27 protein-coding genes and 2 tRNA genes are annotated in these 26,522 nt (G+C 72.5%); 7 read left to right on the top strand and 22 right to left on the bottom strand.

Going from position 1 to position 26,522, the window contains the following annotated elements; genetic code table 11:
• Nucleotides 1-2: 2 nt before the first annotated feature.
• The 7 genes from ACZ6YG_RS00225 to ACZ6YG_RS00195 form a co-directional block, all read right to left on the bottom strand.
• The gene (locus ACZ6YG_RS00225; protein ID WP_219548621.1) at nt 3-908 is read right to left on the bottom strand and encodes an SMP-30/gluconolactonase/LRE family protein; all 906 of its coding nucleotides are present in this window, start codon (nt 906-908) and stop codon (nt 3-5) included.
• A 38-nt stretch (nt 909-946) separates the two neighbouring features.
• A tRNA-Ala gene (locus ACZ6YG_RS00220) sits at nt 947-1,019 on the bottom strand.
• Nucleotides 1,020-1,071: 52 nt separating this feature from the next.
• Nucleotides 1,072-1,899 carry an alanyl-tRNA editing protein gene (locus ACZ6YG_RS00215; protein WP_222708850.1) on the bottom strand — a complete coding sequence of 276 codons (828 nt, stop codon included), beginning with the start codon at nt 1,897-1,899 and terminating at the stop codon, nt 1,072-1,074.
• Nucleotides 1,900-1,904: 5 nt separating this feature from the next.
• Nucleotides 1,905-3,125: a CynX/NimT family MFS transporter gene (locus ACZ6YG_RS00210; RefSeq protein ID WP_271278535.1), complete on the bottom strand. Its 1,221-nt coding sequence runs from the start codon at nt 3,123-3,125 to the stop codon at nt 1,905-1,907.
• Between the two features lie 129 nt (nt 3,126-3,254).
• Nucleotides 3,255-3,866, bottom strand: a complete 612-nt coding sequence (locus ACZ6YG_RS00205) for an SRPBCC family protein (RefSeq protein ID WP_148029999.1) — start codon at nt 3,864-3,866, stop codon at nt 3,255-3,257.
• Between the two features lie 31 nt (nt 3,867-3,897).
• Complete coding sequence (locus ACZ6YG_RS00200) at nt 3,898-4,278, bottom strand: hypothetical protein (protein WP_148029998.1); 381 nt, start codon at nt 4,276-4,278, stop codon at nt 3,898-3,900.
• On the bottom strand, nt 4,275-4,640 hold the full coding sequence (locus ACZ6YG_RS00195; RefSeq protein WP_148029997.1) for a hypothetical protein: 366 nt from the start codon (nt 4,638-4,640) through the stop codon (nt 4,275-4,277). Before ACZ6YG_RS00195 ends, ACZ6YG_RS00200 begins: the two co-directional genes overlap by 4 nt.
• A gap of 79 nt (nt 4,641-4,719) precedes the next feature.
• Here ACZ6YG_RS00195 and ACZ6YG_RS00190 point away from each other — a divergent pair, with 79 nt between their 5' ends.
• Nucleotides 4,720-5,253 carry a 2-thiouracil desulfurase family protein gene (locus tag ACZ6YG_RS00190; RefSeq protein ID WP_466016775.1) on the top strand — a complete coding sequence of 178 codons (534 nt, stop codon included), beginning with the start codon at nt 4,720-4,722 and terminating at the stop codon, nt 5,251-5,253.
• Between the two features lie 38 nt (nt 5,254-5,291).
• Here the strand turns inward: ACZ6YG_RS00190 and ACZ6YG_RS00185 are convergent, their stop codons facing one another.
• The 3 genes from ACZ6YG_RS00185 to ACZ6YG_RS00175 form a co-directional block, all read right to left on the bottom strand.
• Nucleotides 5,292-6,791, bottom strand: coding sequence for a M28 family metallopeptidase (locus tag ACZ6YG_RS00185; RefSeq protein WP_148029995.1), 1,500 nt, complete (start codon nt 6,789-6,791; stop codon nt 5,292-5,294).
• A gap of 75 nt (nt 6,792-6,866) precedes the next feature.
• Nucleotides 6,867-8,426 carry a M28 family metallopeptidase gene (locus tag ACZ6YG_RS00180; RefSeq protein ID WP_466016774.1) on the bottom strand — a complete coding sequence of 520 codons (1,560 nt, stop codon included), beginning with the start codon at nt 8,424-8,426 and terminating at the stop codon, nt 6,867-6,869.
• Between the two features lie 106 nt (nt 8,427-8,532).
• Complete coding sequence (locus ACZ6YG_RS00175; RefSeq protein ID WP_466016773.1) at nt 8,533-9,552, bottom strand: ABC transporter substrate-binding protein; 1,020 nt, start codon at nt 9,550-9,552, stop codon at nt 8,533-8,535.
• Between the two features lie 122 nt (nt 9,553-9,674).
• Here ACZ6YG_RS00175 and nhaA point away from each other — a divergent pair, with 122 nt between their 5' ends.
• The 3 genes from nhaA to ACZ6YG_RS00160 all read left to right on the top strand — a co-directional run bounded on the left by nhaA (nt 9,675) and on the right by ACZ6YG_RS00160 (nt 12,415).
• Nucleotides 9,675-11,495, top strand: a complete 1,821-nt coding sequence (gene nhaA, locus ACZ6YG_RS00170) for a Na+/H+ antiporter NhaA (RefSeq protein ID WP_148029992.1) — start codon at nt 9,675-9,677, stop codon at nt 11,493-11,495.
• A gap of 18 nt (nt 11,496-11,513) precedes the next feature.
• Entirely contained in the window at nt 11,514-12,011 is a 498-nt protein-coding gene (locus ACZ6YG_RS00165) for a hypothetical protein (protein WP_148029991.1), read from the top strand.
• Nucleotides 12,012-12,115: 104 nt separating this feature from the next.
• A complete protein-coding gene (locus ACZ6YG_RS00160; protein ID WP_466016772.1) occupies nt 12,116-12,415 on the top strand; it encodes a hypothetical protein in 300 nt (99 codons plus the stop codon).
• On the opposite strand, the gene ACZ6YG_RS00155 is transcribed toward ACZ6YG_RS00160, so the two are convergent.
• Nucleotides 12,412-12,864, bottom strand: a complete 453-nt coding sequence (locus ACZ6YG_RS00155) for a hypothetical protein (RefSeq protein ID WP_148029989.1) — start codon at nt 12,862-12,864, stop codon at nt 12,412-12,414. The two genes, ACZ6YG_RS00160 and ACZ6YG_RS00155, sit on opposite strands and share 4 nt — an antisense overlap.
• A gap of 44 nt (nt 12,865-12,908) precedes the next feature.
• Between ACZ6YG_RS00155 and ACZ6YG_RS00150 the strand changes: the two genes are divergently transcribed.
• Entirely contained in the window at nt 12,909-13,883 is a 975-nt protein-coding gene (locus tag ACZ6YG_RS00150) for a helix-turn-helix transcriptional regulator (RefSeq protein WP_466016771.1), read from the top strand.
• Here the strand turns inward: ACZ6YG_RS00150 and ACZ6YG_RS00145 are convergent.
• Together ACZ6YG_RS00145 and ACZ6YG_RS00140 are read right to left on the bottom strand one after the other, a co-directional pair.
• A complete protein-coding gene (locus ACZ6YG_RS00145) occupies nt 13,871-14,824 on the bottom strand; it encodes a GNAT family N-acetyltransferase (RefSeq protein WP_466016770.1) in 954 nt (317 codons plus the stop codon). The two genes, ACZ6YG_RS00150 and ACZ6YG_RS00145, sit on opposite strands and share 13 nt — an antisense overlap.
• Nucleotides 14,825-14,854: 30 nt before the next feature.
• On the bottom strand, nt 14,855-15,784 hold the full coding sequence (locus ACZ6YG_RS00140; RefSeq protein WP_466016769.1) for an MBL fold metallo-hydrolase: 930 nt from the start codon (nt 15,782-15,784) through the stop codon (nt 14,855-14,857).
• 114 nt (nt 15,785-15,898) lie between these two features.
• Here ACZ6YG_RS00140 and ACZ6YG_RS00135 point away from each other — a divergent pair, with 114 nt between their 5' ends.
• Nucleotides 15,899-16,717: an NAD(P)-binding domain-containing protein gene (locus ACZ6YG_RS00135; protein ID WP_466016768.1), complete on the top strand. Its 819-nt coding sequence runs from the start codon at nt 15,899-15,901 to the stop codon at nt 16,715-16,717.
• 68 nt (nt 16,718-16,785) lie between these two features.
• On the opposite strand, the gene ACZ6YG_RS00130 is transcribed toward ACZ6YG_RS00135, so the two are convergent.
• The 4 genes from ACZ6YG_RS00130 to nadD all read right to left on the bottom strand — a co-directional run bounded on the left by ACZ6YG_RS00130 (nt 16,786) and on the right by nadD (nt 18,715).
• Nucleotides 16,786-16,858 (bottom strand) — tRNA-Ala (locus tag ACZ6YG_RS00130).
• Between the two features lie 119 nt (nt 16,859-16,977).
• Nucleotides 16,978-17,619, bottom strand: a complete 642-nt coding sequence (locus ACZ6YG_RS00125) for a histidine phosphatase family protein (protein WP_148029985.1) — start codon at nt 17,617-17,619, stop codon at nt 16,978-16,980.
• Nucleotides 17,616-18,011, bottom strand: coding sequence for a ribosome silencing factor (gene rsfS / locus ACZ6YG_RS00120; protein ID WP_148029984.1), 396 nt, complete (start codon nt 18,009-18,011; stop codon nt 17,616-17,618). Before rsfS ends, ACZ6YG_RS00125 begins: the two co-directional genes overlap by 4 nt.
• 86 nt (nt 18,012-18,097) lie before the next feature.
• On the bottom strand, nt 18,098-18,715 hold the full coding sequence (gene nadD, locus ACZ6YG_RS00115; protein ID WP_148029983.1) for a nicotinate-nucleotide adenylyltransferase: 618 nt from the start codon (nt 18,713-18,715) through the stop codon (nt 18,098-18,100).
• Nucleotides 18,716-18,811: 96 nt separating this feature from the next.
• Here nadD and ACZ6YG_RS00110 point away from each other — a divergent pair, with 96 nt between their 5' ends.
• Nucleotides 18,812-19,825 carry a M48 family metallopeptidase gene (locus ACZ6YG_RS00110; RefSeq protein ID WP_148029982.1) on the top strand — a complete coding sequence of 338 codons (1,014 nt, stop codon included), beginning with the start codon at nt 18,812-18,814 and terminating at the stop codon, nt 19,823-19,825.
• Nucleotides 19,826-19,828: 3 nt separating this feature from the next.
• Here ACZ6YG_RS00110 and ACZ6YG_RS00105 read toward each other — a convergent pair whose 3' ends face one another.
• From ACZ6YG_RS00105 to obgE, 5 genes are all read right to left on the bottom strand, one after another.
• Nucleotides 19,829-21,964 (bottom strand): serine/threonine-protein kinase, encoded by a 2,136-nt coding sequence (locus ACZ6YG_RS00105; RefSeq protein ID WP_466016767.1) that lies wholly within the window; start codon nt 21,962-21,964, stop codon nt 19,829-19,831.
• Nucleotides 21,965-22,064: 100 nt separating this feature from the next.
• Nucleotides 22,065-22,226 carry a hypothetical protein gene (locus ACZ6YG_RS00100; RefSeq protein WP_187281013.1) on the bottom strand — a complete coding sequence of 54 codons (162 nt, stop codon included), beginning with the start codon at nt 22,224-22,226 and terminating at the stop codon, nt 22,065-22,067.
• Between the two features lie 65 nt (nt 22,227-22,291).
• Nucleotides 22,292-23,575, bottom strand: coding sequence for a glutamate-5-semialdehyde dehydrogenase (locus ACZ6YG_RS00095; RefSeq protein WP_466016766.1), 1,284 nt, complete (start codon nt 23,573-23,575; stop codon nt 22,292-22,294).
• A 219-nt stretch (nt 23,576-23,794) separates the two neighbouring features.
• Nucleotides 23,795-24,910 (bottom strand): glutamate 5-kinase, encoded by a 1,116-nt coding sequence (gene proB / locus ACZ6YG_RS00090; protein WP_396989217.1) that lies wholly within the window; start codon nt 24,908-24,910, stop codon nt 23,795-23,797.
• 31 nt (nt 24,911-24,941) lie between these two features.
• Nucleotides 24,942-26,294: a GTPase ObgE gene (obgE, locus tag ACZ6YG_RS00085; RefSeq protein WP_148029978.1), complete on the bottom strand. Its 1,353-nt coding sequence runs from the start codon at nt 26,292-26,294 to the stop codon at nt 24,942-24,944.
• Nucleotides 26,295-26,522 lie beyond the last annotated feature (228 nt).

Raw genomic sequence — 26,522 nt, 5'->3', positions numbered from 1 at the left:
GGTCAGGCCCAGACCGGGCGGGCGCCGCGGATGTTGAGCATGACCGAGTACAGCGACGTGGTCGCGGTGATGAAGACCCGGTTGCGCTTGGGCCCGCCGAAGACCAGGTTGGAGACGCTCTCCGGCAGGTTGAGCCTGCCGAGGAGCGTGCCGTCCGGGTCGTAGCAGTGCACCGAGGATCCGACGGCGGCCCACACGCGGCCGCCGTCGTCCAGGCGCAGGCCGTCGAAGCCCTCCTTGCCGTCGTGCGCGGCGAACACCCGGCCGCCGGTGAGCGTGCCGTCGTCGCGCACGTCGAAGACCCGCAGGTGGCGCTCCTGGGTGTCGGCGACGAAGAGCCTGCTCTCGTCGAGGTCGAAGGCCAGGCCGTTGGGCCTGGCGAAGTCGCCGGCGACCATCTCGGTCGCGCCGGTGCCCGGGTCGATGCGGTAGACGTGGCAGCCGTCGATCTCCTGCTCGGCCCGGTGTCCCTCGTAGTCGCCCAGGATGCCGTACGGCGGGTCGGTGAACCAGATCGACCCGTCGGAGCGGACCACGACGTCGTTGGGGCTGTTGAGCCGCCTGCCCCGCCAGCTGTCGGCCAGGGTGGTGACCGAGCCGTCGTGCTCGGTCCTGGTCACCCGGCGCGCGCCGTGCTCGCAGGAGATGAGCCGGCCCTCACGGTCGAGGGTGTTGCCGTTGACGTAGCCGGACGGCTGACGGAACGGGCCGACGGCGCCGGTCTGCTCGTCCCAGCGGAGCATCCGGTCGTTGGGGATGTCGCTCCACACCAGGAAGCGGCCCGCCGGGAAGTAGACCGGCCCTTCCGCCCAGCGGGTCCCGCGGTGGAGGCGTTCGAGGTTTCTGTCGCCGCGGACGGCCGCGATGCGCTTGTCGAACGCTTCGAAATCGACGGGGATGAGCTCCACGAGGACGGCCTCCGGGGGGATCGGCTGCCCGACAGGGGTGGAGCTATGGGGATTCGAACCCCAGACCTCTTCCATGCCATGGAAGCGCGCTACCAACTGCGCCATAGCCCCTTGCGGATGCGTCGCCAAGTGTATCCGAATCCGGGGCCGCCCGTGTCATGTGTCAGGGCGAGGTGACGGTGGTGCGCATGGTGAGCGACTGCTCGCCGGTCTCCAGCGTGACCGTGACCTCGCCCAGCTCTCCCGTGCTCCGCACGTGGGTGCCGCCGCACGGGATCGACGCCTCGCCGCCGGGCAGGGCGCAGTGCCAGGTGCGGCGGGCGGTGAGCCCGGGGCCCGGCACGTCGATCCGGACCGGCGCGTCGGCCGCCACCCACGCCTTCAGCCGGGCGGCGACCTCGCGCGCCGTCTCCTCGGGGTCCAGCCCTTCGGCGGTGAACCCCTTCTTGCGCAGCGACTTGCCCAGCCGGTACTCGTCGACGCTCCCGTACGGGGAGATCCGCGAGGTGGTGATGGCGCTCTGGTCGAAGTCGGGGTTGCCGAGCCGGTCGCGCGCGGGCTCCTTGCGCCAGCGGCCGGCCAGGGCGGCGTTGAGGGCGAGCGCGGCGAGATGGCAGGCGGTGTGCCCGGCCGAGAGCGCGGCCCGGTGCGCCGCGTCGACCTCCAGGCCGACCTCGGCGCCCACGTCCAGCGGGGTCTCGGTGACGTGCACGACCAGCCAGTCCCAGCCGTCGGCGCCGCGCCGTACCGGGATGTCGCCGCCCAGGACGATGTCGCCCCCGGCCGGGCGGGCGCCGGTCACGCAGTCGAGCACCGGCAGCCCGCCGATGGTGCCCCGGTCGGCGGGCTGGTCCGGCCAGGTGTGGTCGAGGGGGTGGAACGGGGTCTCGGTGACGACGAGGCCGTGCCGCTCCCCCACCGGCACGGCCTCGACGATCGTGGAACGGCCACTGACATGACCGTAGGGAAAGGTGACGACTGTCGAATTCACGGACGTCATCCTGGCAGAGACACCCGCCGCTCGTCCTCCACGTACCGGTCACGGCCCGCGTACAGGCCCGTGAACAGCTGCGCGACCAGCACGGCGAAGATCAGCAGGTACGGGAGCGTCCACCCGCCGCCCACCTCGCGCAGCACGCCGACGAGCAGCGGGCCGGCGCCGGCGATGAGGTAGCCGGCACTCTGCCCGAACGCCGACAGCGACGCCGTGGTCTCCGGCGTGCGGGTGCGCACGGCGAGCATGGTGAGCGCCAGCGGGAACGAGCCCATGCCGGCCGCCACCAGCACCACCCACACCGGCGCGGTGGAGGCGGGCGCCAGCCACAGCCCGAGGAAGCCGGCCGTGTACGCGACCACCAGGCCGACCACCACCGGCCGCTGGTCGCGGAAGCGGGCGGCGACGAGGGGGACGAGGAGCGAGACGGGGATGTTCAGCGCGGTGAAGACGCCGAGGATCACGCCCGCCTGGCTCACCGTGTAACCGCCGTCGGTGAGGATGGTGGCGAGCCAGCCGAACATGATGTACGCGATCATCGACTGGGTGCCGAAGTAGACGGCGATCGCCCACGCCAGCCTGCTCCGCGCCATCCGGCGCAGGCCGCCACCCGGCCGGCCGTCGCCCCGCTCAGGCTCACTGCGCAGGAGCGCGAGCCACGGGATGGCGGAGACCGCGGCCAGCGCCGCCCACACCCCCAGCGCCACGTGCCAGTCGCCCGAGGCCTGCTCGATCGGCACGGTGGCCGCGGCGGCGAGCATGGTGCCGACGGCCAGCGAGGTGGTGTAGACGGTGGTCATGACCCCGGTACGGGCCGGGAAGTGTCGCTTGATCAGCGTCGGGATGAGCACGTTGCCGACGGCCCCGCCCGACAGGGCGACGGCGCTGCTGGCCAGGAACACCGGCGCGGAGTCGACCAGGACCCGCACCAGCATGCCCGTGCCCAGCGTGACCAGGGCGAGCAGGAGCAGCCTGTGCTCGCCGACGCGGCGGGCCAGCGTGGGCGTGACCGCGCCGACGGTGGCGAAGGCCAGCACCGGCAGCGTGGTGAGCAGGCCGGTGCCGACGCTGGACATGCCGAGCGCGGCGGCGAGCTGGTCGAGCAGCGGGCCGACACTGGTGACGGCGGTGCGCAGGTTCAGCGCGGCCAGGACGATCCCCAGCACGAGGAGCCAGGCGAGAGGGCCGGTTCTGGGCCGGGCCTCCTGAGTGAGCACGCTCATGCCGGACGGAATCCTCCACTCATCAAGTCATGGGATGAATCGACAGGATAACAGTTACAAATGAGACATCTATTCCACGGGCATGGCAAAGCCCCCGAAACATCGGGGGCTTGCGAGGGAACGGGGACGTTACAGAACCGGCCGGGGGCCCTGGGGCGGCTCGTTGCGCGGGGGGACGGGGCCGGGAGGCGGGAGCGTGCCGGGGTCCTGGGGGAAGCCGGTGTCGCCGCCGACCGTGCCGGGCGGGACCGGGCGGTCGCCGCCGCCGAGCGCGGAGCCGTGCTGGTGCGGGCCGGGGACGTCGCCCCGCCACGCGCCGGTCTCGCCGCCGCGCCCCTCGATGTACTCCTTGAAGCGCTGCATGTCGCCCTTGACGCGCGCCTGGACGATGTTGAGCCAGTCGCCGGCCTTCTCCACGAACCCCTCGGGGTCGTACTCCATCTGGAGCTGGACCCTCGCGGTCTCCGGGCCGAGCCGGTGGAAGGTGACGACGCCGGCCTGGTGCGGCCTCTCGACCGACCGCCAGGCGACGCGCTCGTCGGGGTGCTGCTCGGTGATCTCGGCGTCGAACTCCCGCTTGACGCCGGCGATCTCGGTGATCCAGTGGGTACGCGTGTCCGTGACCTGCTTGATGGACTCCACGCCCTCCATGAACTCGGGGAAGCTCTCGAACTGGGTCCACTGGTCGTACGCGACCCTGATCGGAACGTTGACCTCTACGGCGTGCTCGATCGTACTCATGGGACTCGTTGCTGCCCGGGCACGCGCGCGCCTAACGTCGGCGCCACAGCCAGTAGAGGCCCACGAGCGGCAGCACGAGCGGAATGTACAGGTAGCCCCTGCCGTAGCCCGACCAGACGGTCTCGTCGGGGAAGGCGGCCGGGTCGAGCAGACTCACGGTGCCGATGACGAGCACCCCGGCCAGCTCGATGAGGAGCGCCGCCAGCGCGAGCCGCCTCGCGCCCCGCGCGAGCGCGACGGTGAGCAGCAGGTAGACCAGCGCGGCGAAGGCCGACAGCGAGTAGGCGAGCGGCGCCTCGCCGAACCTGGTGGCGATCTGCACGGCGGCCCTGGCTCCGGCGGCCAGCGCGAACAGCCCGTAGAGGGCGAGCAGCGCCCGGCCGGGGCCGGAGCCGATGCCGGTGGTGGTCACGCCACGCCCTGCCAGATCTGCAGCAGCCGCCCGGTCATCACCGCGATCGCGAACCCGGCCACGACCAGGATGGCCGGACCCCAGCGGCTGCGCTCGGCGAGCCCGAGGAACACCCCGGCGGGCGGGATGAGCGCCTCGGCGATCAGGTAACCGTAGATCGTGACCGCCTCGCCGGACGGCCCCTCGCCGCCGGCCAGCGCGGCGATCACGAACCCCGCCTGCACCAGGACCGCCACTTCGAGCAGGACGAACCCGGCCAGCAGGATCACGCCCATGGGCCGGTCGCGGATGGCGGTGATCAGGCTCGCCAGCGCCAGCAGCAGGGCGCCGACGATGACGATCGTGGCAACGGTGGTGTTCATCGCAGCACAGGTTATCGCCCGCCCGGGCCGGTTCCCGATCCCGTCCGGCGCCCTCGGCCCGCTGCCTAGGATCGGAGGTATGGAGAGGATCCTCGTCAGCGCGTGCCTGATGGGCCGCCGGGTCCGCTACGACGGCGGCGCCAAGACCAGCTCCGACGAGCGGCTGGCGGCCTGGCGGCGCGAGGGGCGGCTGGTGGCGTTCTGCCCTGAGGTGCAGGGCGGGCTGCCCGTGCCTCGGCCGGCCGCCGAGATCGAGGGCGGCGCGGGCGGGGCGGCGGTGCTGGACGGGCGGGCCCGGGTGCTGGCCGCCGACGGGTCCGACGTGACGGCCGAGTTCCTGGCGGGGGCGCGGGCCGCGCTGGCCGCCGCCCGCGACGCCGGGGCCCGGCTGGCGGTGCTGAAGGAGGGCAGCCCGTCGTGCGGCACGCTGGCCGTGTACGACGGGACGTTCACCGGCCGTCGCGCCGCGGGCCGGGGCGTGACCACGGCCCTGCTGGAGCGCCACGGCATCCGGGTGTTCGGCGAGGACCACGTCGAGGAGGCCGCCGCGTGCCTGGACGCCCTGGAGTCCTCCGGCGAGGCCGGCTCCGCGTCCCCTCCGCGTCCTGGGTGACGGGCCGGGCGGGGGTGCGTCCCGCCCGGCCCTCCGGTTCACTGCCGGGTGATCACCACGTCGTCCACCGCCGCCTCGACGAGGCTCGCGGTGCCCGCGTCGGCCGCCTCGACGACGACGCGCACGGTCTGCCCGGCGAAGGCGGAGACGTCGGCGGTGGCGGTGGCCCAGGCCGCGTCGCGGTCGACGGCCGCGCCGAGCCGCTCCACCACGGTCGCCGTGGTCGTGCCGACGACCCGTACCCGGAAGAAGTCGGCGCTGGTGGCGTTGCTGCCGTGGGCCAGGTACCACGACAGCGACAGCCGGAGCTGGCCGCCTGTCGGGAGCGTGATCGCCGGCGACCTGACGGTGGTCACGCCGCCGTCGATGTCGTACGCGCCGGCGCTCGAACCCGCGAGCGGGCCGGTGACCAGGGCGTTGACGCCGCTCGTGGTGGCGCCGAGCTGCTTGGGGCCGCTGGAGTCGGTGGCCTGCGGGTCGCCGCGCTCCCACACGCCGGTGGTGGCGGTGTCGGTGCCGCCGGGGTTCACCGTCCAGCCGGTGGCGGTCTCGAAGGTGTCGGACCAGACGGGCTGCGGCTGCTCGGCGGTCGCGAGGGTCCAGACGGCGTGCGCGACGGCGTCCGTGTTGCGGTCGAGCGCGGTGTCGCTGATGTTCGCGGTGGTGTCGCAGGAGCGGTGGTAGCAGGGGTCGAACGCCTGCCCGGCGGTGCCGCCCCAGAGCTGCGCCTGGGCGCTGGACTTGATGCCCTCGGCGCCGGTGAACGTGCCGCCCGCCGGGATCCCGGCGCTGATGAACGGCCCGTAGTCGGAGCGGCCGTCGAAGTCGGTGCCCCGGGTGGGCACGCCGATGCCCGCGAAGTAGCTCTGCAGGACCTGCTCCAGCTCGGCCGACCCGGCAGGACCCGGTCCCGCCCCGGTGCCGTCGGAGTCGTCGCCGTCGTAGATGAAGTAGCCGGCGTTGGGCGAGCCGACCATGTCGAAGTTCAGGTAGCCGCCGATCCTGGCGCGCTCGGCGGCGGGCAGGTTGTTCACGTAGTAGCGGGAGCCGCGCAGCCCCAGCTCCTCGGCGCCCCACCAGGCGAAGCGCAGGTGCCGGTTCGGCTGCAGCCCCTGGCGGGCCACCTCCAGCGCGACTTCGAGGATGGCGGCCGAGCCCGAGCCGTTGTCGTTGATGCCGGGGCCGGCGGTCACGCTGTCGAGGTGGGCGCCGACCATGAGCACGTCGTCCAGGTCGCCGCCGGGCCAGTCGGCGATGACGTTGTAGCCGGTGGCGCCGTTGTAGGTGAACGACTGGAGGGTGGTGGCGTAGCCGGCGGCGTTGAGCAGGTTCCTGACGTAGTTGGCGGAGGCCAGGTAGCCGGGCCTGCCGTGCGCCCGGTTGCCGCCGTTGGCGGTGGCGATGGACTGCAACTGGCTCAGGTGGGCCTTCACGTTCGACAGGGGGATGTCGGGAGCGGCGGCCGCCGCCGCGGCGGGCGCGGTCAGGGCCAGTGGGACGGCGAGCACGACGGCGCAGAGCGCCGGGAGTAACTTCACGGGGTCCTCCGTGGGGGGTGAGAGGGGGAGCGGCGTGGTGCGCCGCTCCCCCGCCGGAGTGTCGGCCGGTGACGGTTACCGGCTGACCTGGTGGTTGTGCCCGTGGTACGGCGCGCCGCGCAGCTGGAGCGGCGCCCCGGCGTTCGTGCGGACGGTCGTGCCGCCCGGCAGGCTGCGGTCGTAGGCGTAGGTCACGGCGGAGTGCACGATGGCGCCCGTGTTGACCAGCAGCGCCTCGGTGCTGACGTTGGCGATCGTGTCGCAGGCCCGGTGGTAGCACGGGTCGTAGGCCGCTCCCGCCGTGCCGCCGTACTTCGCGGCCTCCTCCTCGGTCTTCACGCCCTCGGCGCCGGTGAACAGGCCGCCGGACGGGATGCCCGCCTCGATGAACGGCCCGTAGTCGGAGCGGCCGTCGAAGTCGGTGCCGCCGTGCGGCAGGCGCAGCGCGTCGAAGTACCGCTCGAACGTCGCCTCGATCTCGTCGGAGCCGGGCGGGCCCGCGGGCGCGCCGGTCGCGTCGGAGTCGTCGCCGTCGTAGATTTTGTACGCGTAGTTCGGCGAGCCGATCATGTCGAAGTTCAGGTACAGCTTGATCTTCGCGCGCTCCGCGGCCGGCAGGTTCGCCACGTAGTACTCGGAGCCGATCAGGTTGAGCTCTTCCGCGCCCCACCAGGCGAAGCGCAGCTTGTTGACCGTCGGCAGCTTGGCCATGAGCAGGGCGGTCTCCAGGATGCCCGCGCTGCCGGTGCCGTTGTCGTTGATGCCGGGGCCGGCGGTGACGCTGTCCAGGTGCGCGCCGAACATGACGACGTTGCCCGGGTTACCGCTCCGGGAGTCGGCGATCACGTTGTAGGTGGTGCGGGTCTCGCTCTCGGTGTCGGTGGCCAGGCGCACCACGCTGGTCGTGGCGGCCAGTTCGGCGCCGATCTCGAAGCCGGTGCCGACCACGGGGATCGTGACCGTGGGCACGCCGAGGGTGCCCTGCAAGGTCGCGGTGCGGCCTTCCTGGCCCTCGTTGAAGATGATCACACCGGCGGCGCCCGCGGCCTGGGCGTTCTCCGCCTTGACGCGGAAGTCACAGCTGCCGCGCTGGATCAGGGCGATGTTGCCGGGCGTGAAACCGGCGAAGTCCGCCGGCTCGCAGCCGGAGGTCGAGCCCGGCTGGGCGGGCGGCGGGATCTGCAGGTCCACGTTCTGCACGGTCGCGGTCACGTCCCCGGCGCCGGAGTACGTCATGGTCGCGAACTCGCCGACCACGCTGCCGTCCGGCGGGGTCGGGGTGTACGTGCGCGGATCGGGCGAGATCCGTTGCATGGTGGCCGTGGAGTTCTGCATGAAGAACGGGAACTCGAACGGCTGGATCGTGACCTTGTAACCCGCCTGGCGCAGCTTGCCCGCCACGTAGTCGCGCGAGGCGTCGTAGCCGGGCGTGCCCGAGGCGCGGGTGCCCCCGTTGGCGTCGGCGATCCGCTGGAACGCCTCCAGGTGCCGGACGACAGGCTTGGCCTTGACCGATCTGGCCAAGGCCGTCGGATCGGGATCCGCCTGTGCCGGGGTGACGAAGGCGAGAGGAAGGGCGAGGGCCACTGCCAGGGTGCCGGCTCGGGCCACGCCCTTGGGGAGGTGGAAGCGCATTCGGCTCCTCCGCAAGGAATCTGGTTGGGACTGACTCCCCCGATTCAAGTCGCGCTGGAACGTTAACCAGAGCAAGGCACCCTGAAAAGACCCAGATATGCGATTTTCAGCCCACTACGTCGTCCTTGGCTGAATCCAAGTTGGTCTTCAGCTCCTCCATCACCTTGGCGTACCCCAGGTAGCTGTACCGTTCGGCGGCACGCCACGGGTAGACCTGACCGGCCTTGACCGCGGGCAGCTCGCTCCAGGTCGGCTTCTTCGCCATCTCGCCGGCCTTCATGGACTGGGCCCGGGCGTCCACCAGGATCACGTCGGCCTCGTACTTGTCGGCGTTCTCCCAGCTCAGCACCTCCCAGAAGCCGCCCTCGCTCTCCGTCGGGCTGGCCGGGGAGACGACGTCGAGGCCCAGCTCCTTGAAGTAGGCCAGGTCGGGGTGGTCGGGCAGGTACGCGACGTACAGGTTGTCGGGGGTGGCCGTGACGACCATGACCTTCAGCCCCGGCCTGGCGGCGGCGGACTCCCTGAGCCGGGCGCTCGCGGCCTCGAAGCGGGACTTGGCCTCGGCGACCGGCGCGGCGTTCAGGTCGGCGCCCAGCGCGGCGGCCAGGCCGGCGTAGCGCTCGATGACCTCGGTGAGCTTCTTGCCGCCGAGCAGGACGCCGAGCGTCGGGGCGACCTGCTCGATGGCGTCCGCCGACTCCTCGGGCACGTACCAGAGCGAGTCCTTCAGGTACATGCCCGAGACGAGCAGGTCGGGCCGGACCGAGATGAACTTCTCGACGTTGAACTCGCCCCACGTGTTGCCGATGGACTCGACGGCGGCGATGTCGACCTCGCCCACCTCGGGGTCGCGCCCGCCGTCCTTGAGCCGGTGCGGGCCGAACACGGCGACCGGGCGCACGCCGAAGTCCCACAATGCCGCCGCGGAGGCGGACTGGGCCACCACCCGCTCCGGCCGCGCCGGCAGGGAGATCTTCTTGCCGCGATCGTCCGTCCAGCTCCAGGCTTCCTGCGCGGAGGCGGACGGCGCGGACGCGGGCGGCGCCCCCGTCCCGCCGCACGCGGCGGTTCCCAGCAGAGCGGCGACGGCGAGGGCGACGAGTCCCCTACGCGGGACAGTGGGCATGGGGACTCCTCCGGCTTTACCGATTCGTGGTCCGCATATTAGCTTAGGCTTACCTAAGTCGAAAGGGTCACCCGTGCACTCCCTGCGGAACCTTAAGATCGAGCGCAGGGGGTGAGCCGCCGATGCTCCGGGCGATATTCAAGACCGAGGCAGGCAGCACCACGCTGCTGCTCGCCGCCACGATCGTGGCCATGCTCTGGGCCAACTCGCCGTGGGGCGACACCTACGAGGCGTTCTGGCACATTCCAGTCGGGCTCACGTTCGGCGACGCCACGTTCTCCCTCGATCTGCGCCACTGGGTGAACGACGGGCTGATGGCGATCTTCTTCTTCGTCATCGGCCTGGAGATCTCCTACGAGATGCGCCTCGGGCAGATGCGCGACCGCCGGCTGGTCGCCGTGCCGGCCCTCGCCGCGCTCGGCGGGCTGGTCGTCCCCGCGGGCATCTACCTGATGCTCAACGCGGGCGGGCCCGGCGCCGTCGGCTGGGGCGTGCCGATCGCCACCGACACCGCGTTCGTGCTGGGCCTGCTCGCCGTGGTGGGGGCGCGCTGCCCCGACCCGCTGCGGGCCTTCCTGCTCACGCTGGCGATCGTGGACGACGTGCTCGCCATCATGATCATCGCCATCTTCTACACGGCGAGCCTGTCCGTCCCCGCGCTCGTCACCGCGGTGCTGCTGCTCGCCGCGATCATGCTGCTGCGGTGGCTGCGGATCTGGCGCGCGCCCGCGTACATCGTGCTCGGCTTCGCGCTGTGGGTGGCGACGCTGGAGAGCGGCGTGCACCCGACGCTGGTCGGCATCGCGCTCGGCGTGCTGGTTTTCGTGTACGCGCCCAGCGACCGGAAGCTGATCAGGGCCGGCGAGGCCGTGCAGGAGCTGACCTACGCGCCCAACCCGCGGGCGGCCGTGGAGGCGACGCGGCTGGTGCGCATGTCGGTCTCCGTGAACGAACGGCTGCAGCTGCTGCTCCACCCGTGGAGCAGCTACGTGATCGTGCCGATCTTCGCGCTGGCCAACGCCGGCATCCGGCTCGACAGCGAGACCCTGAGCGCGGCGATGACCTCGCCGATCTCCATCGGCGTGGCGCTGGGCCTGCTCGCCGGCAAGCTCCTCGGCATCACCCTCGGCACCTGGCTGCCGCTCCGGCTCAACTGGGGCATCCTGCCGGGCAACCTGGTGTGGGGCCAGCTGCTGGGCGGCGCGGCGGTGTCCGGCATCGGGTTCACGGTCTCGCTGTTCATCGTGGAGCTGGCCTTCGAGGACCCGCTGCTGATCAGCGAGGCCAAGATCGGCATCCTCGCCGGGTCGATCGCCTCGGCGCTGCTCGGCTGGATCATCTTCAAACTGGCGTGGAACCGGGGCGGCGTGTGCGCCCCTCCGGACGCCGCCGCCGAGCCGGAGGAGGAGCGGCCGGAGCTGCTCAGCACGCCGGTCGGCCCCGACGACCACGTGCGCGGCCCGGCGGACGCCGCCGTCACCGTGGTCGAGTACGGCGACTTCGAGTGCCCCTACTGCGGGCGGCTGCACCCGATCCTGGAGGAGCTGCGGCGCCGCCGCCCCGACGTGCGGTTCGTGTTCCGCCACTACCCGCTCCGCGACATGCACCCGCGCGCGCTGGCCGCCGCGCTGGTGGCCGAGGCGGCCGGCCGCGACGGCCGGTTCTGGGAGATGCACGACAAGCTCTACGCCGCCCAGCGCGCCCTCACCGACGCCGACCTCGCGCGTTACGCGGCCGAGCTGAAGGTCGACCTGTCGGCTCCGATCGCCGCCCGCGCCGCCAGGATCGAGCGCGACGAGCGATCAGGCCGGGAAAGCGGGGTACGAGGCACCCCGACCCTGTTCATCAACGGCGTACGCTACCGAGGCAGGCTGGACCTCGCACCGATCATCGAAGCGGTGGAGAAGGCACGCCCCGCCGCCCCCGGGAAAAAGACCCCCTGACGGATGGAGATCTCCGGCATGGCCTCTTCGAACCTCCTCAACGTGCTGCTCGCGATCCTGTCCTGCGCGGTGCCGGGCATCGGCGTCGTGGTAACGGCCATGGGCCGGCGCACCCACGGACGCGCGGCGGTCATCGGCCTGCTGGGCTGCGTCGCGCTGCTGCTGGAGGGCCTGCTCCGGCTCGGCCAGACGATCTTCCTGCGGACCATCGTGGAGAGCGTCGGCCTCCGCGAGGCGGGCGGCGTGCTGGCGTTGCTGGGGCTGGTCTCGTTCGTGCTGGCGACGACGGGCGTCGGCCTCCTGATCTGGGCCGTGGTCGCCCGCCGCACGCCGCAGCCCGCCGCCCCGGGTTGGCAGCAGCCGCAACCCGGCCCCCAGCAGGGCTGGCAGCAGCCCGGCCCGCCCCAGCAGCAGCCCCCGGCCGGCCCGCACCAGAACCCGCAGGCGGGCCCGTACCAGAACCCGAACCCCGGGCCCTACCAGAACCCGCAGGGTTGGCAGCAGCCCCCGTCCTGACCGGTCCGGATGGGACGAAGGCGGCAGATGTGACAATCTTGGAGCACACCCCGCCTCCGAAGGGCATCATGAATCCAGAGCAGCCCGGCGGTCCCGAAGGGGACATGACGATCAGGCGTCGCTGGGACGCCCCGGCCCCGCCCCCGCCGCGGCGGCAGGCGACGCCCCCGCACCCCCTCCCGCCGCCCGCGAACGCGGCGCCCCTGTTCCCCCAGCCTCCGCGCATGCCGCCTCTGGAGGACAACCGGACGCAGCGGCTCGACTACACGCCGGACCTGCTGCCCGACGTCGCCTACGAGACCAGGAAGTCCCGGTCGGGCTGGTGGTGGCTGTTCGCGGTGGGCGGCGTCCTGCTGCTGGTGGTGGCGCTGGCCGCGGCCGTGCTGCTGTCGGCCAACTCCTAGGCCCTGGTGAAGTCCATCGTCCAGTTGGTCTCCCAGGTCCGCTCGCCGTCGGCCGAGAGCGCCTGCTCCCACCGGCAGGCGTCCGGCCCGAGCACGGTCCAGAGGAACCGGGAGCGCACCGGCGTCCCCTCGTGCAGTTCGTCGGCGTAGAACCGGCCGCGGTCGCCGTCGAAGCCGCCCACCATGGGCGGCAGGTCGAGCGTGCCGGTGCGGCTGCTGGACCAGTAGATGGACCACAGCCTCGTGGCCGGCTCGTACAGCCGCAGCGTCAGCCCGCTGTAGCCGAGGGTGGGGAAGTGGATCTCGTCGAAGTTGGCGGCGCCGCCGAAGTGGCGGGTGCTGGTCGACACGCCCGGGAACTCCTCCCAGTCGTCGCTGCCGGCCAGGCGCTTGACCAGGCGGCGGTTCGCCACGTTCCAGGTGCCTGCGAGGAAGTCGAAGTCGTTCATGCGGAGACGGTAAGGGCGGGTCGCTGACATGTAGTGTCAGTGATGTGCGTGCCTCCCGCCTCGTCTCGATCCTGCTGCTCCTGCAGACGCGGGGCCGGATGACGGCCAGGGAGCTCGCCGAGCGGCTGGAGGTGTCGGTCCGCACGATCTACCGCGACGTGGACTCGCTGCACGCCGCCGGCATCCCGCTCTACGGCGACGCCGGGCCGAGCGGCGGCTACCAGTTGCTCGACGGCTACCGCACCAGGCTGACCGGGCTGACCGCCGACGAGGCCGAGTCGCTGTTCCTGGCCGGGCTGCCGGGCCCGGCGGCCGAGCTGGGGCTGGGCGCGGTCGTGGCGGCCGCCCAGCTCAAGCTGATGGCGGCGCTGCCGGTGGAGCTGCGCGACCGGGCCGGCCGCATCCAGGAGCGCTTCCTGCTGGACGCCCCGGCTTGGTACCGGGACCCGGAGCCGGTCACCCACCTGCCGGCCGTGGCCGAGGCGGTGTGGAACGAGCACCCGCTGCGGGTCCGCTACCGCCGCTGGCGGGCGCCCCAGGAGGTGGAACGCCGGCTGGAGCCGTACGGGCTGGTGGTCAAGGCCGGGCGGTGGTATTTGGTGGCCCGCTGCGGCGACGGCGTGCGCACCTACCGGGTGTCGCAGATCCTGGAGCTCCACCCGCTGCCCGGACGGATCATCCGCCCGGCGGGCTTCGACCTGGCCGCCCACTGGCAGGGCTACCTGGCGGAGTTCGAGGCCAGGCTGCGCCGGGGCGAGGCGGTGGTGCGGCTGTCGCCGTCCGGCCTGGAGCGGCTGCGCGACCTGATGACGCCCGGCGTGGTCGCGGCGGCGAAGGAGACGGCCCAGCCACCGGACGAGGAGGGCTGGATCACGGTGACGCTGCCCATCGAGTCCGTCGGGCACGCGGTGGCCGAGTTCCTCAGGCTGGGCGCCGACGCCGAGGTGGTCTCCCCTCCGGAGCTGCGCGCGCGGGTCGCCGACACCGCCGAGCGGATCGTCCGCCGCTACCGCGGCTGAACCAGCCGCATCACGTGGAACCGCCGGGTGACCTCGTATCCGGCTCTGGTGTAGAGGTTTCCCGCCGGGCCGGTCTCGCCGGTCCACAGGAACCACGACCCGTGCAGCCCTTCGGCCCGCATGCCCGTCATCGCCGCGTGGAGCAGGATCTTGCCGAGCCCGGTGCCGCGTTCGGCGGGGTCCACACCGAACGGCCCGAACCGCTCGGGGATCCCCCGGTACGCCCCGTAAGCCGCGAATCCCACGACGCGCTCCCTCACCGCGACGATCAGCCGCCCACGGTCGCCCATCCTCCTGATCGCCTCGCCCCAGTCGGGATTGAACACCCCGGCCGCGAACCTGATCAGCTCCGGCAGTTCCCCATCGGCCGGCGCCCGGAACGCGTACCCCTCCCGCTCCCGCGCCGCCCGCAGCTCCCGCACCTCGTCCGGCACCGTGTAGCCGACGAGCGTCCGGTCCATGGCCACCGGCGTGTACAACGTCCGGAAGCCCAGCCTCTCCAGCAACCGGTACGCGTCCGGATAAAGCGCCGCATCCACCCCGGGCAGCACGTAGTTGGGCGTGTACGGGGCGAACTCGACCGTCGTGCGCCCATGCCGCGCCAGGAACGCCAGCGCCTCCTCCACCAGCCGCCGCCCCAGCCCGCGCCCCCGATGCTCCGGCGCCACGAAGAAGAACGGGATCCACCCGGTGCCCGGCTCCAGATCCGTCGACGGGGCGAGCGGAACCAGCCTGCGCACCCCGTACGCGCACCCGGCGAACTCCCCGCCGACCACGGCCACCCGCAGCCCCTCGGGGTCGAAGTTGGGATCGAGCAGCACGCAGTCACGCAGCCGGCCGGACGTCGTGGGGTCGGCGGGCATCCCGCGGTTCCAGGCCGCGACGAGCGGCCCCTCATCCCCCGCGGCGAACCCCCGGACCGTGGTCGTCGGATTGATCACCCGGCCATGCTGCCAGAAGGCGGGCCGCCGTCAGACCCGGGTCGGCAGCGGGCCGCCGTGGTAGGTCATCGCGTCGCCGAAGGCGGTGAGCAGGTCCACCTCGCCCCCCTCGGCGTCCGCGTACGCCCGGTGCAGGTTGAGCACCAACCGCTCGGCGTCGTCCCACGCGGCGAACTCGCCCAGGTCGGCCCCCCGCGCCGCCGCCAGGGGAGTGAGCCCGTGCTCGCGCCCCTTCCGCGCGACGTCGAGCACGAGCCGGTAGTAGCGCTCGTGCGCCGCCAGGATCCCCGGCAGCGACGCCGCGTCCGCCAGGGGCCCGTGCCCCGGCACCACGTGCTCGGCCCCGAACGCCGCCAGCCACTCCAGCGACTCCAGCGCACCCCGTACGGACCCCATCATCACCAGCGGCGTCAGCCCGTTGAAGATCAGGTCGCCGGTGAACAGCACCCGCTCCTCGGGCAGCCACGCCACCACGTCGCCCGGCGTGTGCGCCGCGTACCCGGGGTGCCGCAACTCGACCCGCCGCCCGCCCGCGAACACGGTCACCTCGCCGCGGATCGCCACGTCGGGCACCCGCCGCGTGACGTTCCCCCAGTCGGGCACCGGCGTCCAGAACGGCGGGCACCCGTCGATGACGAAGTCCGCCAGCAGCGCCGCCCGCATGGCCTCGTGCCCGAACAGCACGGCGGCCTCGGGAAGCAGGCTGTTGCCGTACGCGTGATCGCCGTGCTGATGGGTGTTGACCGCCAGCCGCACCGGCACGCCCCCGGTGGCCTCGTCCAGCGCCTCCAGGAACCGCCTGGTCCGCTGCTCGGTGGCGCACGTGTCGACCACGAGGACGGCCCCGTCACCGGCGACGGCGCCCGCGTTGTTCACCCACCAGGTCCCGTCCGGCTGCACCCACGCGAACACCCCGTCCACGACCTGACGCAACCGCGGCTCCGCGACCGGCTCGCCCATGTCTCCTCCTTCCGAAAGCCCTCCCTCATACTCCCCCGCCCGCCGCGGTTTCGCTGGCGTACGGGGCGGTCCATGAGGCAAAGTGAAACAGCGTTTCCCTCAGGAGGTCGTGACGTGCGTTATGTGATCATCGGTTGCGGCAACGTCGGCATGGAGCTGGCCCGCCGCTGGACCGCCGCGGGCCACCGGGTGACCGGCACCACCACCACGCCCGGCCGCGTCGGCGAGCTCCGGGAGGTGTGCTCGGACGTGGCGGTCCTGCGGGGCAGCGACCGGGCGGCCGTCCAGCGGGTGGTCGAGGAGGCCGACGCGGTCGTCCTGACCGTGAGCCCGCGCCTGGCCCGTTCCTTCGACGCCGCCCAGCGGGTCGCCGAGTACGCGGACACGCTGACCGCCAGCGCCCGCACCGCCGTCGAGGCGCATCCCCGCGTGGTCTTCACCAGCTCCGTGTCCGTCTACGGCGCCGGCGCGGGAGCCGTGGTGGACGAGGACACGCCCGTGACCGGCGACCCCGACGCCTCCCCGCGCAACTTCGCCGCCGCCGAGGCCGCCGTCCTCGCCACGGCCGGCGGGGCGGTCGTGCGCATCCCCGACGTGTACGGGCATCCGCGTGACATGGACTACCCGGCGCGGGTGAAGCTCGCCCACGAGATGCTGGGCGGGAGCGTCCCCTTCTCCGCCGAGGCGCTGCTCTACCGGATCGACTACAGGGACGCGGCCGCCGCCCTCGGCTTCGTCGTCGGCGAGGGCCTGACGGGGATCTACAACGCCGTGCCCGATGCCGTCGCGCCCCGGACGAACGCGGAGGTGTTCGGCGAGATCTGCGCCGCCGGAGGGTGGCCGCCGCTGACCTTCCGCGGCGAGATCAGGACGCCGACCGTGCCGGTGAGCTCGGCCAGGCTCCGGGCGGCGGGATTCGCGTTCGCCCACTGAGGCCGGAGACACGAACACTGAGGCCGGAGACACGAAAATGCCCCGCCGTGAGGGCGGGGCATCGTCTGTGGAGCTATGGGGATTCGAACCCCAGACCTCCTCCATGCCATGGAGGCGCGCTACCAACTGCGCCATAGCCCCTGATCACCGCTCGCGAGCGGGCCTCCGAGAGCATATAGCCATCCCGGCGATTCGCCTAATCGCACGCCCGTACCGGGAACGGCGAAAGAGACGGCCGCCCGCGTGACGCGAGCGGCCGCTCACGCCGGTTGGCGCCCCTCGGCGTCGGGGCTGTCGTCGCTGCTGATCGGCTCGGGGAGGGTGCCGGCGTTGTGCTCCAGCAGGCGCCAGCCGCTGCGCCCCTCGTGGAGCACGGACCACGAGCAGTTGCCCAGCCCGCCGATGGCGGACCAGAGCTCCAGCGGCAGCCTGAGCAGCTCGCAGATGCCGAGCCGCAGCGCCGCGCCGTGGGAGGCCACGACGAGCAGCCCGTCGTCGTCGAGCTTGGCCGCCCAGCGCCGCATGGCGGCGGCGACCCGGACGGCGACGTCGGTCACGGCCTCGCCGCCGGGGGCCTCCCAGGCGACGTACTCGCGCGGCCAGCGTTCGGCGATCTCCTGGCGGGTCAGGCCCTCCCACTCACCGCCGCCCCGCTCGCGGAAGTCCTTGTCGACGGCCACCTCGATGCCGGTGACGCGGCCGAGGGCGAGGGCGGTGTCGTTGGCCCGCTGGAGGTCGGAGGACACGATGAGAGTCGGCCGCAGCGAGGCGAGCAGGGACGCCGCCCTGGCCGCCTGGGCCTGGCCGGTCTCGTCGAGCGGGATGTCGGAATGGCCCTGGAAACGGTGTTCGACGTTCCACAGGGTCTGCCCATGACGGAGGCAGACGATGCGTCTGCTCAAGTGCGGGCCCTTTGGATGTTGGCCTGCATGACGCTCTCCGGCAGGGAAATGGCCGGGCAGTCCTTCCACAGCCGCTCCAGGGCGTAGAAGGTGCGGTCTTCCTCGTGCTGGACGTGCACGACGATGTCCATGTAGTCGAGGAGGACCCAGCGGCCCTCACGCTCGCCCTCGCGGCGCACCGGTTTGGCGTCGGCCTCGGTGCGCAGCCTCTCCTCGATCTCGTCGACGATGGCGCGGACCTGGCGGTCGTTGGTGGCGGAGCAGAGCAGGAAGGCGTCGGTGATGACGAGCTGCTCGCTGACGTCGTAGGCGAGGATGTCTTCGGCCAGCTTGTCGGCGGCGGCCTCGGCGGCGATGCGCACGAGCTGGACGGCGGTGTCAGATGCTGTCACGGTGCGGGTCGGACCTCCTGAGTCGGCAACATGCCCTATATGGAGGGTACCCGTTACGGCCGTCCTGCCCCACGTACGGCACTACTTCACTCGTGCGAGCGGTAGAGGTCGCGCTTGTTGATGTACTGGACGATCCCGTCGGGCACGAGATACCAGATCGGCTCCCCTTTGGCCACGCGCTGCCTGCACTCCGACGACGAGATGGCCAGCGCCGGGATCTCCAGCAGCGTCACCCTGCCCTCGGGCAGCCCGGGGTCGTGCAGGTGGTGCCCCGGCCTGGTGCAGCCGACGAAGTGGGCCAGCTGGAAGAGCTCGTCGGCGTTCTGCCAGTCGAGGATGGCGCCGAGCGCGTCGGCGCCGGTGATGAAGAACAGCTCCACCTGCGGCCCGTAGATCTCCGAGATGTCGCGCAGGGTGTCGATGGTGAACGTGGGCCCGGGGCGGTCGATGTCCACCCTGCTGACGGAGAAGCGCGGGTTCGACGCGGTCGCGATGACGGTCATCAGGTAACGGTCCTCGGGCGCGGACACCTCGCGCTCCGACTTCTGGTACGGCCTGCCGGTGGGCACGAACACGACCTCGTCGAGCTCGAAATGATGGGCCGCCTCGCTGGCGGCGACCAGGTGCCCGTGGTGGATCGGGTCGAACGTGCCGCCCATGACTCCCACGCGTCGCTTCCCCTGCATACCAGGCGCGTTCATCATGAAACGGACCTTACGCGGAAGCCTCCACAAGACATCACGGCACCCCCCTTCACGATGGCCGCGCATACCTCCCGTCGCGGACGTAGCATGCCGGGCATGACGACCACCCCGGACCGCAGCCGCGTCCAACTGCCCGGCATCTCGTCCCGTGCCTACGAACACCCCGCAGACCGGTCGGCTCTGGTCGCTCTGCGCAAGTTGAGCGGGTTCGACACGGTTCTCAAGCAGATGTCCGGCCTAGTCAGCGAGCGGCGCCTTCGCCTCATGTACCTCGCCTCTGCCGTGCGGGTGAGCGAGACCCAGTTCCGCTCCCTCTACGACATGGGCCGTGACGCCGCCTACGTCCTCGACCTGCACCGGATCCCGGAGATCTACGTCCAGCAGGACCCGCAGGTCCAGGCCAAGGCCATCGGCTTCGACGACCCGTTCATCGTCGTGACCACCGGCCTGCTCAACCTCATGAACGAGGAGGAGCAGCGCTTCGTCATCGGCCACGAGACGTCCCACATCCTGTCGGGCCACGCCGTCTACCGGACGATGCTCGACATCCTCACCCGCCTCGCGGCCCGCGTCGCCTGGATCCCGCTCGGCTACATCGGCCTGCGCGCGATCGTGGCCGGACTGGAGGAGTGGTACCGGAAGTCGGAGCTGTCCTCCGACCGCGGCGGCCTGCTCACCGGCCAGGACCCGGAGGCCGCCAAGCGCGCGCTGATGAAGCTCGCCGGCGGCGACTACACGCACGAGATGAACATCGAGGCGTTCCTGGAGCAGTACGCCGAGTACGACACCGCCGGCGACCTGCGCGACGGCTTCCTCAAGGTGCTCAACCTGCTCGGCACCACCCACCCGTTCGCCGTGGTCCGCGTGGCCGAGCTCGACAAGTGGCAGCGCAGCGGCGAGTACGACCGCATCATCGGCGGCGACTACCCGCGCCGCGAGGACGACCCCAACGCCCGCGTCAGCGAAGAGGTGAAGGCCGCCGCCGAGTCCTACCGCAGGTCCTGGTCGGAGTCCCAGGACCCGTTCATCGGCGTGCTCCGCGACGTGGCCGAGGGCGCGGTCAACGCCGGCGAGCGGATCTTCAACCGGTTCGCGCGCCGCGACGGCTGACCGTCACAGCAGCAGGGCGATCGCGCGCACGGCAGCCGCGCACAGGGCGACGAACCCGCCCAGCACGGCCAGTGCGCGCAGCCCTTCCCTGCGCAGCTCGGGCAGCCGGGCGCCGACCCGCTCGATCTCGCGCCCGGTGATGCCGCCGCACAGCATGCCGAACACCACGGCGGCGGCGGTGACCGGAGCGGGCTGCTGCCACCAGGTCGAGTCGATGTGACCGCCGCCGGTGATCCACAGCGCTCCGCCGGCCGCGACGGCCACGGGCGCCCCCGGCCAGACGGCGGCGCTGGCCAGCGCTCCGGACAGGGCGAACGGAAGCGTCACCGCCCTCATGGTGGCCCGCAGCCACCCTTCGGCGTGGTTGCGCACCATCCAGTGGCTCATCCACAGCGCCCTGGTCAGCACCACGAACACGGCCGTGATGCCGATGGAGGCGATCGGCCACATCACCGACGCCACCACGCACGGCACGGCCAGGACGGCGAGCAGCAGCAGCGCCGTGTTCCCGGCAGGCAGCGTGGTGGCCCCTTCGGCCCTGCTCTTGACGCCCTTGGCCACGCTCTGCGTCCTCGTGCGGGTCCGCGCCGCCGTCTGCGCCCTGGCCCGCACGGCGCCCTCGCCGCTCCGCCCGCGCCCCGCGGCCGTCTCCACGGCCCGCCGCCCGGCGCCGTCACCGGCCCTGCCCCGCCCTCCGGTCCCGGCGGCCGCGGCCCCCGTCGCGGCGACAGCCTCACCCCGCCCGCGCCCGGTCGTCCCGTCGCTCTTCCCGCGCCCCGCAGCCCCGTCGGCCCGCCCACGGCCGGTGGCCCCGTCGGTCTTCCCATGCCCCACAGCGCCGTCGGCCCGCCCGCGCCCGGCGGCCCCGTCACTCTTCCCCCGTCCCGCCGCACCGTCAGCCCGCCCGCGCCCGGCGGTCCCGTCGGCCCGGCCCCGGCCCGTCCCCTCGTCCGTGGCGCGCCCGCGCGGCGCGGGCACCTCTCCGGCACGCCCCCGCGCCCCGTCGGCACGCGCAGCCGCCTCACCCGTACGAGACCGCGACGGCGCACTGTCAGCCGAGCGCCCGCGCACCCCCTCCGCACGCGCGGCCACCTCACCCGCACGCGACCGCGGCGGCACGCTGTCTCCCGAACGCCCGCGTCCTCCCTCAGCACGCGACGCCGCCCCTTCACCTGTGCGGGACCGAGGCGGCACGCTGTCGCCTGAACGCCCGCGCGGCGCGGGCACCTCTCCGGAACGCCCCCGAGCCGCCGGCTCGGAGCCACGGCCGCGTGGCGACGGGACGTTGCCCCCGGGGCGCGAGGCGTCCCCCGGCTCACCGGCGCCGGCGTCGGGGTCGTCGAGACCGCTCGCCTTGACCAGCCGGGCCAGCCGGTCGGCCAGCAACGCGGCGGTGGGCCGCTTGCGCGGCTCGCGGTTGAGCGCCGCCCGCACCAGCGGCAGCAGCTCCACCGGCACGCCCTTGAGGTCGGCCTGCCCGTTGAGCACCGCGTACATCTGCGCCTCGGCGGTCCCCCGCCCGAACGCGGGCCGCCCGGTCGCCGCGAACGCCACCGTCGCCGCCCACGCGTGCACGTCGGCGGGCGAGTCCACCTGCTCGTCGGCGAAGATCTCCGGGGCGGTGTAGCCGGGGGTGCCGAGGAAGGTGCCGGTCAGGGTGAGCCGGGTGGCGTCGTGCACCTGGGCGATGCCGAAGTCGATGAGCACCGGCCCGCCGGCGCCCATGATGATGTTGGCCGGCTTGAGGTCGCGGTGCACCACCCCGGCGGCGTGGATGATGGCCAGGGCCGCGGCGATGCCCTGCGCGAGCCGTACCAGCTCCGCCAGATCGAGGGCCCCGTCCTGGCGCACCCGCTCCAGCAGGGTGACACCCTCGATGTGCTCCATCACCAGATAGGGGCGGTCGCAGGACAGGTCGGCGTCGAGCACGCGCGCGACATAGGGGCTCTCGACCCGGCGCAGTGCCCGGACCTCGCGTTCGAGCCGGATGCGTGCGGCGTCGTTCTCGGTCAGGTCGTGCAGGACCTTGACCGCGACGCGCTCGCCACGGCGGGCGCTGGCGAGGTAGACCTCGCCCATGCCACCCCGGCCGAGCCTCTCGAGCAGGGTGTACGGCCCGACCTTGCCGAGCTTGCTCACCGTCCCTCCCCGCTCGGCGCGCCCATAAGGGACACAACCCTAGCGCTGTGAAAGGTGTGGACGCCTGAGGCACGCCGAAACTTCTATCTGCCGACTCCGATCACGACAGCAGCTTGTCGAGCTCGGCCCTGGGCTCGCGCCCGAGATCCCTGCGCCCCTTCCTGCGCCAGTTGACGTGACCGTGGCTCTCCAGCCAGAGCATCAGCCGGTCGGCGCCGAACAGCACGGCGGCCGCGAACGCGAGGGCGATGACGATCTCCATGCGCTCAGTCAAGGAGGCGCGCGCGGGGCCGCGGGCGCCGACACGCCGCCCGCGACCCGATCACGTCACTGTCCTGACTTGGCGATGACCGTGCCCTCGGCGGTGCGCAGCTGGCCCTCGCCGGTGTAGACCCACTTGGTGGAGGTCAGCTCGGGCAGGCCCATCGGCCCGCGCGCGTGCAGCTTCTGCGTGGAGATGCCGATCTCGGCGCCGAACCCGAACTCGCCGCCGTCGGTGAACCGGGTCGAGGCGTTGACCGCCACCGCTGCCGAGTCGACCAGCGACACGAACCGCCGGGCCGCCTGCTGGGACCGGGTGACGATGGCGTCGGTGTGGCCGGACCCGTAACGCCGGATGTGGGCCACCGCGTCCTCCAGCGAGTCGACGACCGCGGCCGCGATGTCGAGCGAGAGGTATTCGGCGGTGAAGTCGTCCTCGGTGGCGGGCACCACGTCGTCGCCGTAGCGGGCCACGCGCGCGTCGCCGTGGACGGTCACCCCGGCCGCCTTCAGCGCTTCCAGCGCCCGGGGCACGAACGCGTCGGCCGCGTCGGCGTGCACCAGGAACGTCTCGGCCGCGTTGCACACCGACGGCCGCTGCGCCTTGGCGTTGACCAGGATCTCCACGGCCAGGTCGAGGTCGGCGCCGGCGTCGACGTACACGTGGCAGTTGCCCGTGCCGGTCTCGATGACCGGGACGGAGGACTCCTCCACGACCGAGTTGATCAGCGACGCGCCGCCGCGCGGGACGAGCACGTCGACCAGCCCGCGGGCGCGCATCAGCGTCTTCACCGAGTCGCGGGTGAGGCCCGGCACGAGCTGTACGGCCCCGGACGGCACCTCGGTGGCGGCCAGCGCCTCCTGCATCACCTTCACCAGGGCGGTGTTGGAGCTGTAGGCGCTGGAGGAGCCGCGCAGCAGCACCGCGTTGCCGCTCTTGAGGCAGAGCGCGGCGGCGTCGACGGTGACGTTGGGGCGGCCCTCGTAGATGATGCCGATGACACCGAGCGGCACCCTGAGCTGACGCAGCTCCAGCCCGTTGGGCAGGGTGGAGCCGCGCACCACCTCGCCCACCGGGTCGGGCAGGTCGGCCACCTGGCGCACGGCCTCGGCGATGGCGGCCACCCGGCCCTCGTCGAGCCGCAGCCGGTCGATCATGGCCTCGGCGGTGCCCTGCGCCCTGGCCTGCTCCACGTCCGCGGCGTTGGCCTCGACGATCTCGGCGGCATGCGCCACCAGGGCGTCGGCGACGGCGCGCAGGGCCCGGTCCTTGGGCGCCCGCGGCAGCGGGGCCAGCTCGGCGGCGGCCTCTCGTGCCGCGTGGGCGACCTTCAGGAACTCTGTGTTCATGTTTGATTGCTCCGCTTTCGCTCCGCGGCGAAGGGCTCTTTCGAGCCTCGCTCTTCCCTCGTCACTCCGGTCGCTTCGCTCCCTGCGTTCCTCAGTCCAGAGCGAGGCGAGCCCTTCGCACAACCGGACGGGCCCTTCGTGTGTCAGCCGTGGGACTCTGTTATCCAGTCAGCCTTGGGACTTTGTGTCTCGGTCGGCCTTGGGACTCCAGTATTCCGGTCAGCTTTGGGGTTCCAGTATGACGATGTCGTCTCGGTGGATCAGTTCGCGTTCGTACTCCGGGCCGAGTTCGGTGGCCAGGTCGCGGGTGGAGCGGCCGAGGAGGCCTGGGATCTCCATCGCGTCGAAGTTGACCAGGCCGCGTGCCACCACGCGGCCGCGCGGTCCGCACAGGTCGACCGGGTCGCCGGCGGCGAACTCGCCCTCGACGGAGGTCACCCCGGCCGGCAGCAGGGACTTGCGCCGGGTGACGACGGCCTCGACCGCGCCGGCGTCGAGGTGGAGCCGGCCGCGCCCGGTGGTGGCGTGGGCCAGCCACAGCAGGCGCGTGCCCGGATGGCGGCCCTGGGGATGGAAGAAGGTGCCGACGTCGTCTCCGGCCAGCGCGTGCGCGGCGTGGGCGGCGGCGGTCAGCACGACCGGCACGCCCGCGCCGGTGGCGATCCTGGCCGCCTGCACCTTGGTGATCATGCCGCCGGTGCCGACGGCGCCGCCCTTGCCGAGCTGGACGCCGACCAGGTCCTCCGGCCCGCGGATCTCCGCCAGCCGCCGCGCGCCCGGCCGGCTCGGCGGGCCGTCGTAGAGCGCGTCGACGTCGGACAGCAGGATCAGCGCGTCGGCCCGGATGAGATGGCTGACCAGCGCGGCCAGCCGGTCGTTGTCGCCGAAGCGGATCTCGTCGGTGGCCACGGTGTCGTTCTCGTTGACGATGGGCACGATGTCGAGCTCCAGCAGCCGGTCGAGAGTGCGCTGGGCGTTGACGTGGTGGGTGCGCCGCATCATGTCGTCGGCGGTCAGCAGCACCTGGCCGACGCGCAGCCCGTACCGGGCGAAGGAGGAGGTGTAGCGGGCGACCAGCACGCCCTGCCCGACGGACGCCGCCGCCTGCTGCGTGGCCAGGTCGCGCGGTCGCGCGGGCAGCCCGAGCGGGCCCAGGCCCGCCGCGATGGCGCCCGACGACACCAGCACGAGCTGGGTGCCGGCCCGGCGGCGCGCGGCGAGCACGTCGACGAGGGCGTCGACCCGGTCGACGTCGATCATGCCCTGGGGGGTCGTGAGCGACGATGAGCCGATCTTGACGACGACCTTCGACGCTGAACCGATCTGTTCCCGCACGTCCAAACCCTATCCGAGCCCGCCAAACGGTTTATCCGAGGCGGCTGTCGGTGCCGCGCGGCCCCTGGCGGACCGCCTCGGCGTTGAGCGTCGGCTGCCAGTCGAAGATGTAACCGCCCTCCATCGGCCCGATCACCACCTCGACCCCGGCGGTGGCGCCGGCCTTGGCGAGCTCCTCCTCGACGCCGAGCCGCTCCAGCCGGTCGGCCAGGTAGCCGACGGCCTCGTCGTTGCTGAAGTCGGTCTGCCTGATCCACCGCTCCGGCTTCTCGCCGGTCACCTGGAACAGGTCGTCGTTGACCTTGCGCACCTTGAACCCGGCCTCGCCGAGCTGCTTGGGCCTGATGACGAGCCTGGTCGGCTCCTCGACGGGCTTGGCGGCGCGGGCTGCGGCCACCCACTCGCCCATCGCGTACGTGAGCTCGCGCAGCCCTTCGTGGGCCGCCGCCGACACGGTGAACACCCGCAGCCCGCGCTCCTCGAACTCGGGCCGTACGAGGTCGGCCAGGTCACGGGCGTCGGGCACGTCGGCCTTGTTGAGCACGACCATGCGCGGCCGGTCCTCCAGCTTGCCGTAGGCGTGCAGCTCCGCCTCGATCACCTCGTAGTCGGTGACGGGGTCGCGGCCCGGCTCCATGGTGGCGCAGTCGATGACGTGCACGAGCATGTCGCACCGCTCGACGTGGCGCAGGAACTCGTGGCCGAGCCCCTTGCCCTCGGACGCGCCGGGGATCAGGCCGGGCACGTCGGCCACGGTGAACACGTTGTCGCCCGCGGTGACCACGCCCAGGTTGGGGATCAGGGTGGTGAACGGGTAGTCGGCGATCTTCGGCTTGGCCGCGCTGAGGGCGGCGATCAGCGACGACTTGCCCGCGCTGGGGAAGCCGACCAGCGCCACGTCGGCGACGCTCTTCAGCTCCAGCATCACGTCCAGCGCGTCGCCCGGCTCGCCCAGCAGCGCGAACCCGGGCGCCTTCCGCTTGGTGCTGGCCAGCGCGGCGTTGCCGAGGCCGCCGTGGCCGCCGCCGGCGATCACGTAACGGGTGCCGGCGCCGACCAGGTCGATGAGCACCTCACCGGTCGCCGCGTCCTTGACCACGGTGCCGTTCGGTACCGGCAGCACCACGTCGCCCCCGTTGGCGCCGTCGCGGTTGGAGCCCTGCCCCTGCTTGCCGTTGCCGGCCTTGCGGTGCGGGCGGCGGTGGTAGTCGAGCAGGGTGGCGGTGTTGGGGTCGACCTCCAGGATGACGTCCCCGCCCCGCCCGCCGTTGCCGCCGTCGGGGCCGCCGAGCGGCTTGAACTTCTCCCGGTGGATGGAGGCGCAGCCGTTCCCCCCGTCACCGGCCCTGACATGCAGGATCACCTGGTCCACGAAGTCCGGCATTCAGCTCTTCTCCTCCATAGGCCCGCGTACGGGCACACCATCACATCCAGCCGAGCACCCTCAGGAAACGGGTACCTCCGCCCCCTCAGACGAACGGGCTCCGCAGAGGTGCCCCGCCGATCGGCCGCTCCCCCGTACGAGGATCCGGCCGTACGACCGAGCCCTCCACACGGGACCGGCCACAAAACCGGCCCTTCCACGGAAGGAGTCGTACAACGGGACAAGGGG

The sequence above is a fragment of the Nonomuraea sp. NPDC054003 genome, from assembly GCF_055585125.1.
Note: the sequence above shows the minus strand (reverse complement) of the source record. Positions and strands in the feature narration are given on the sequence as shown.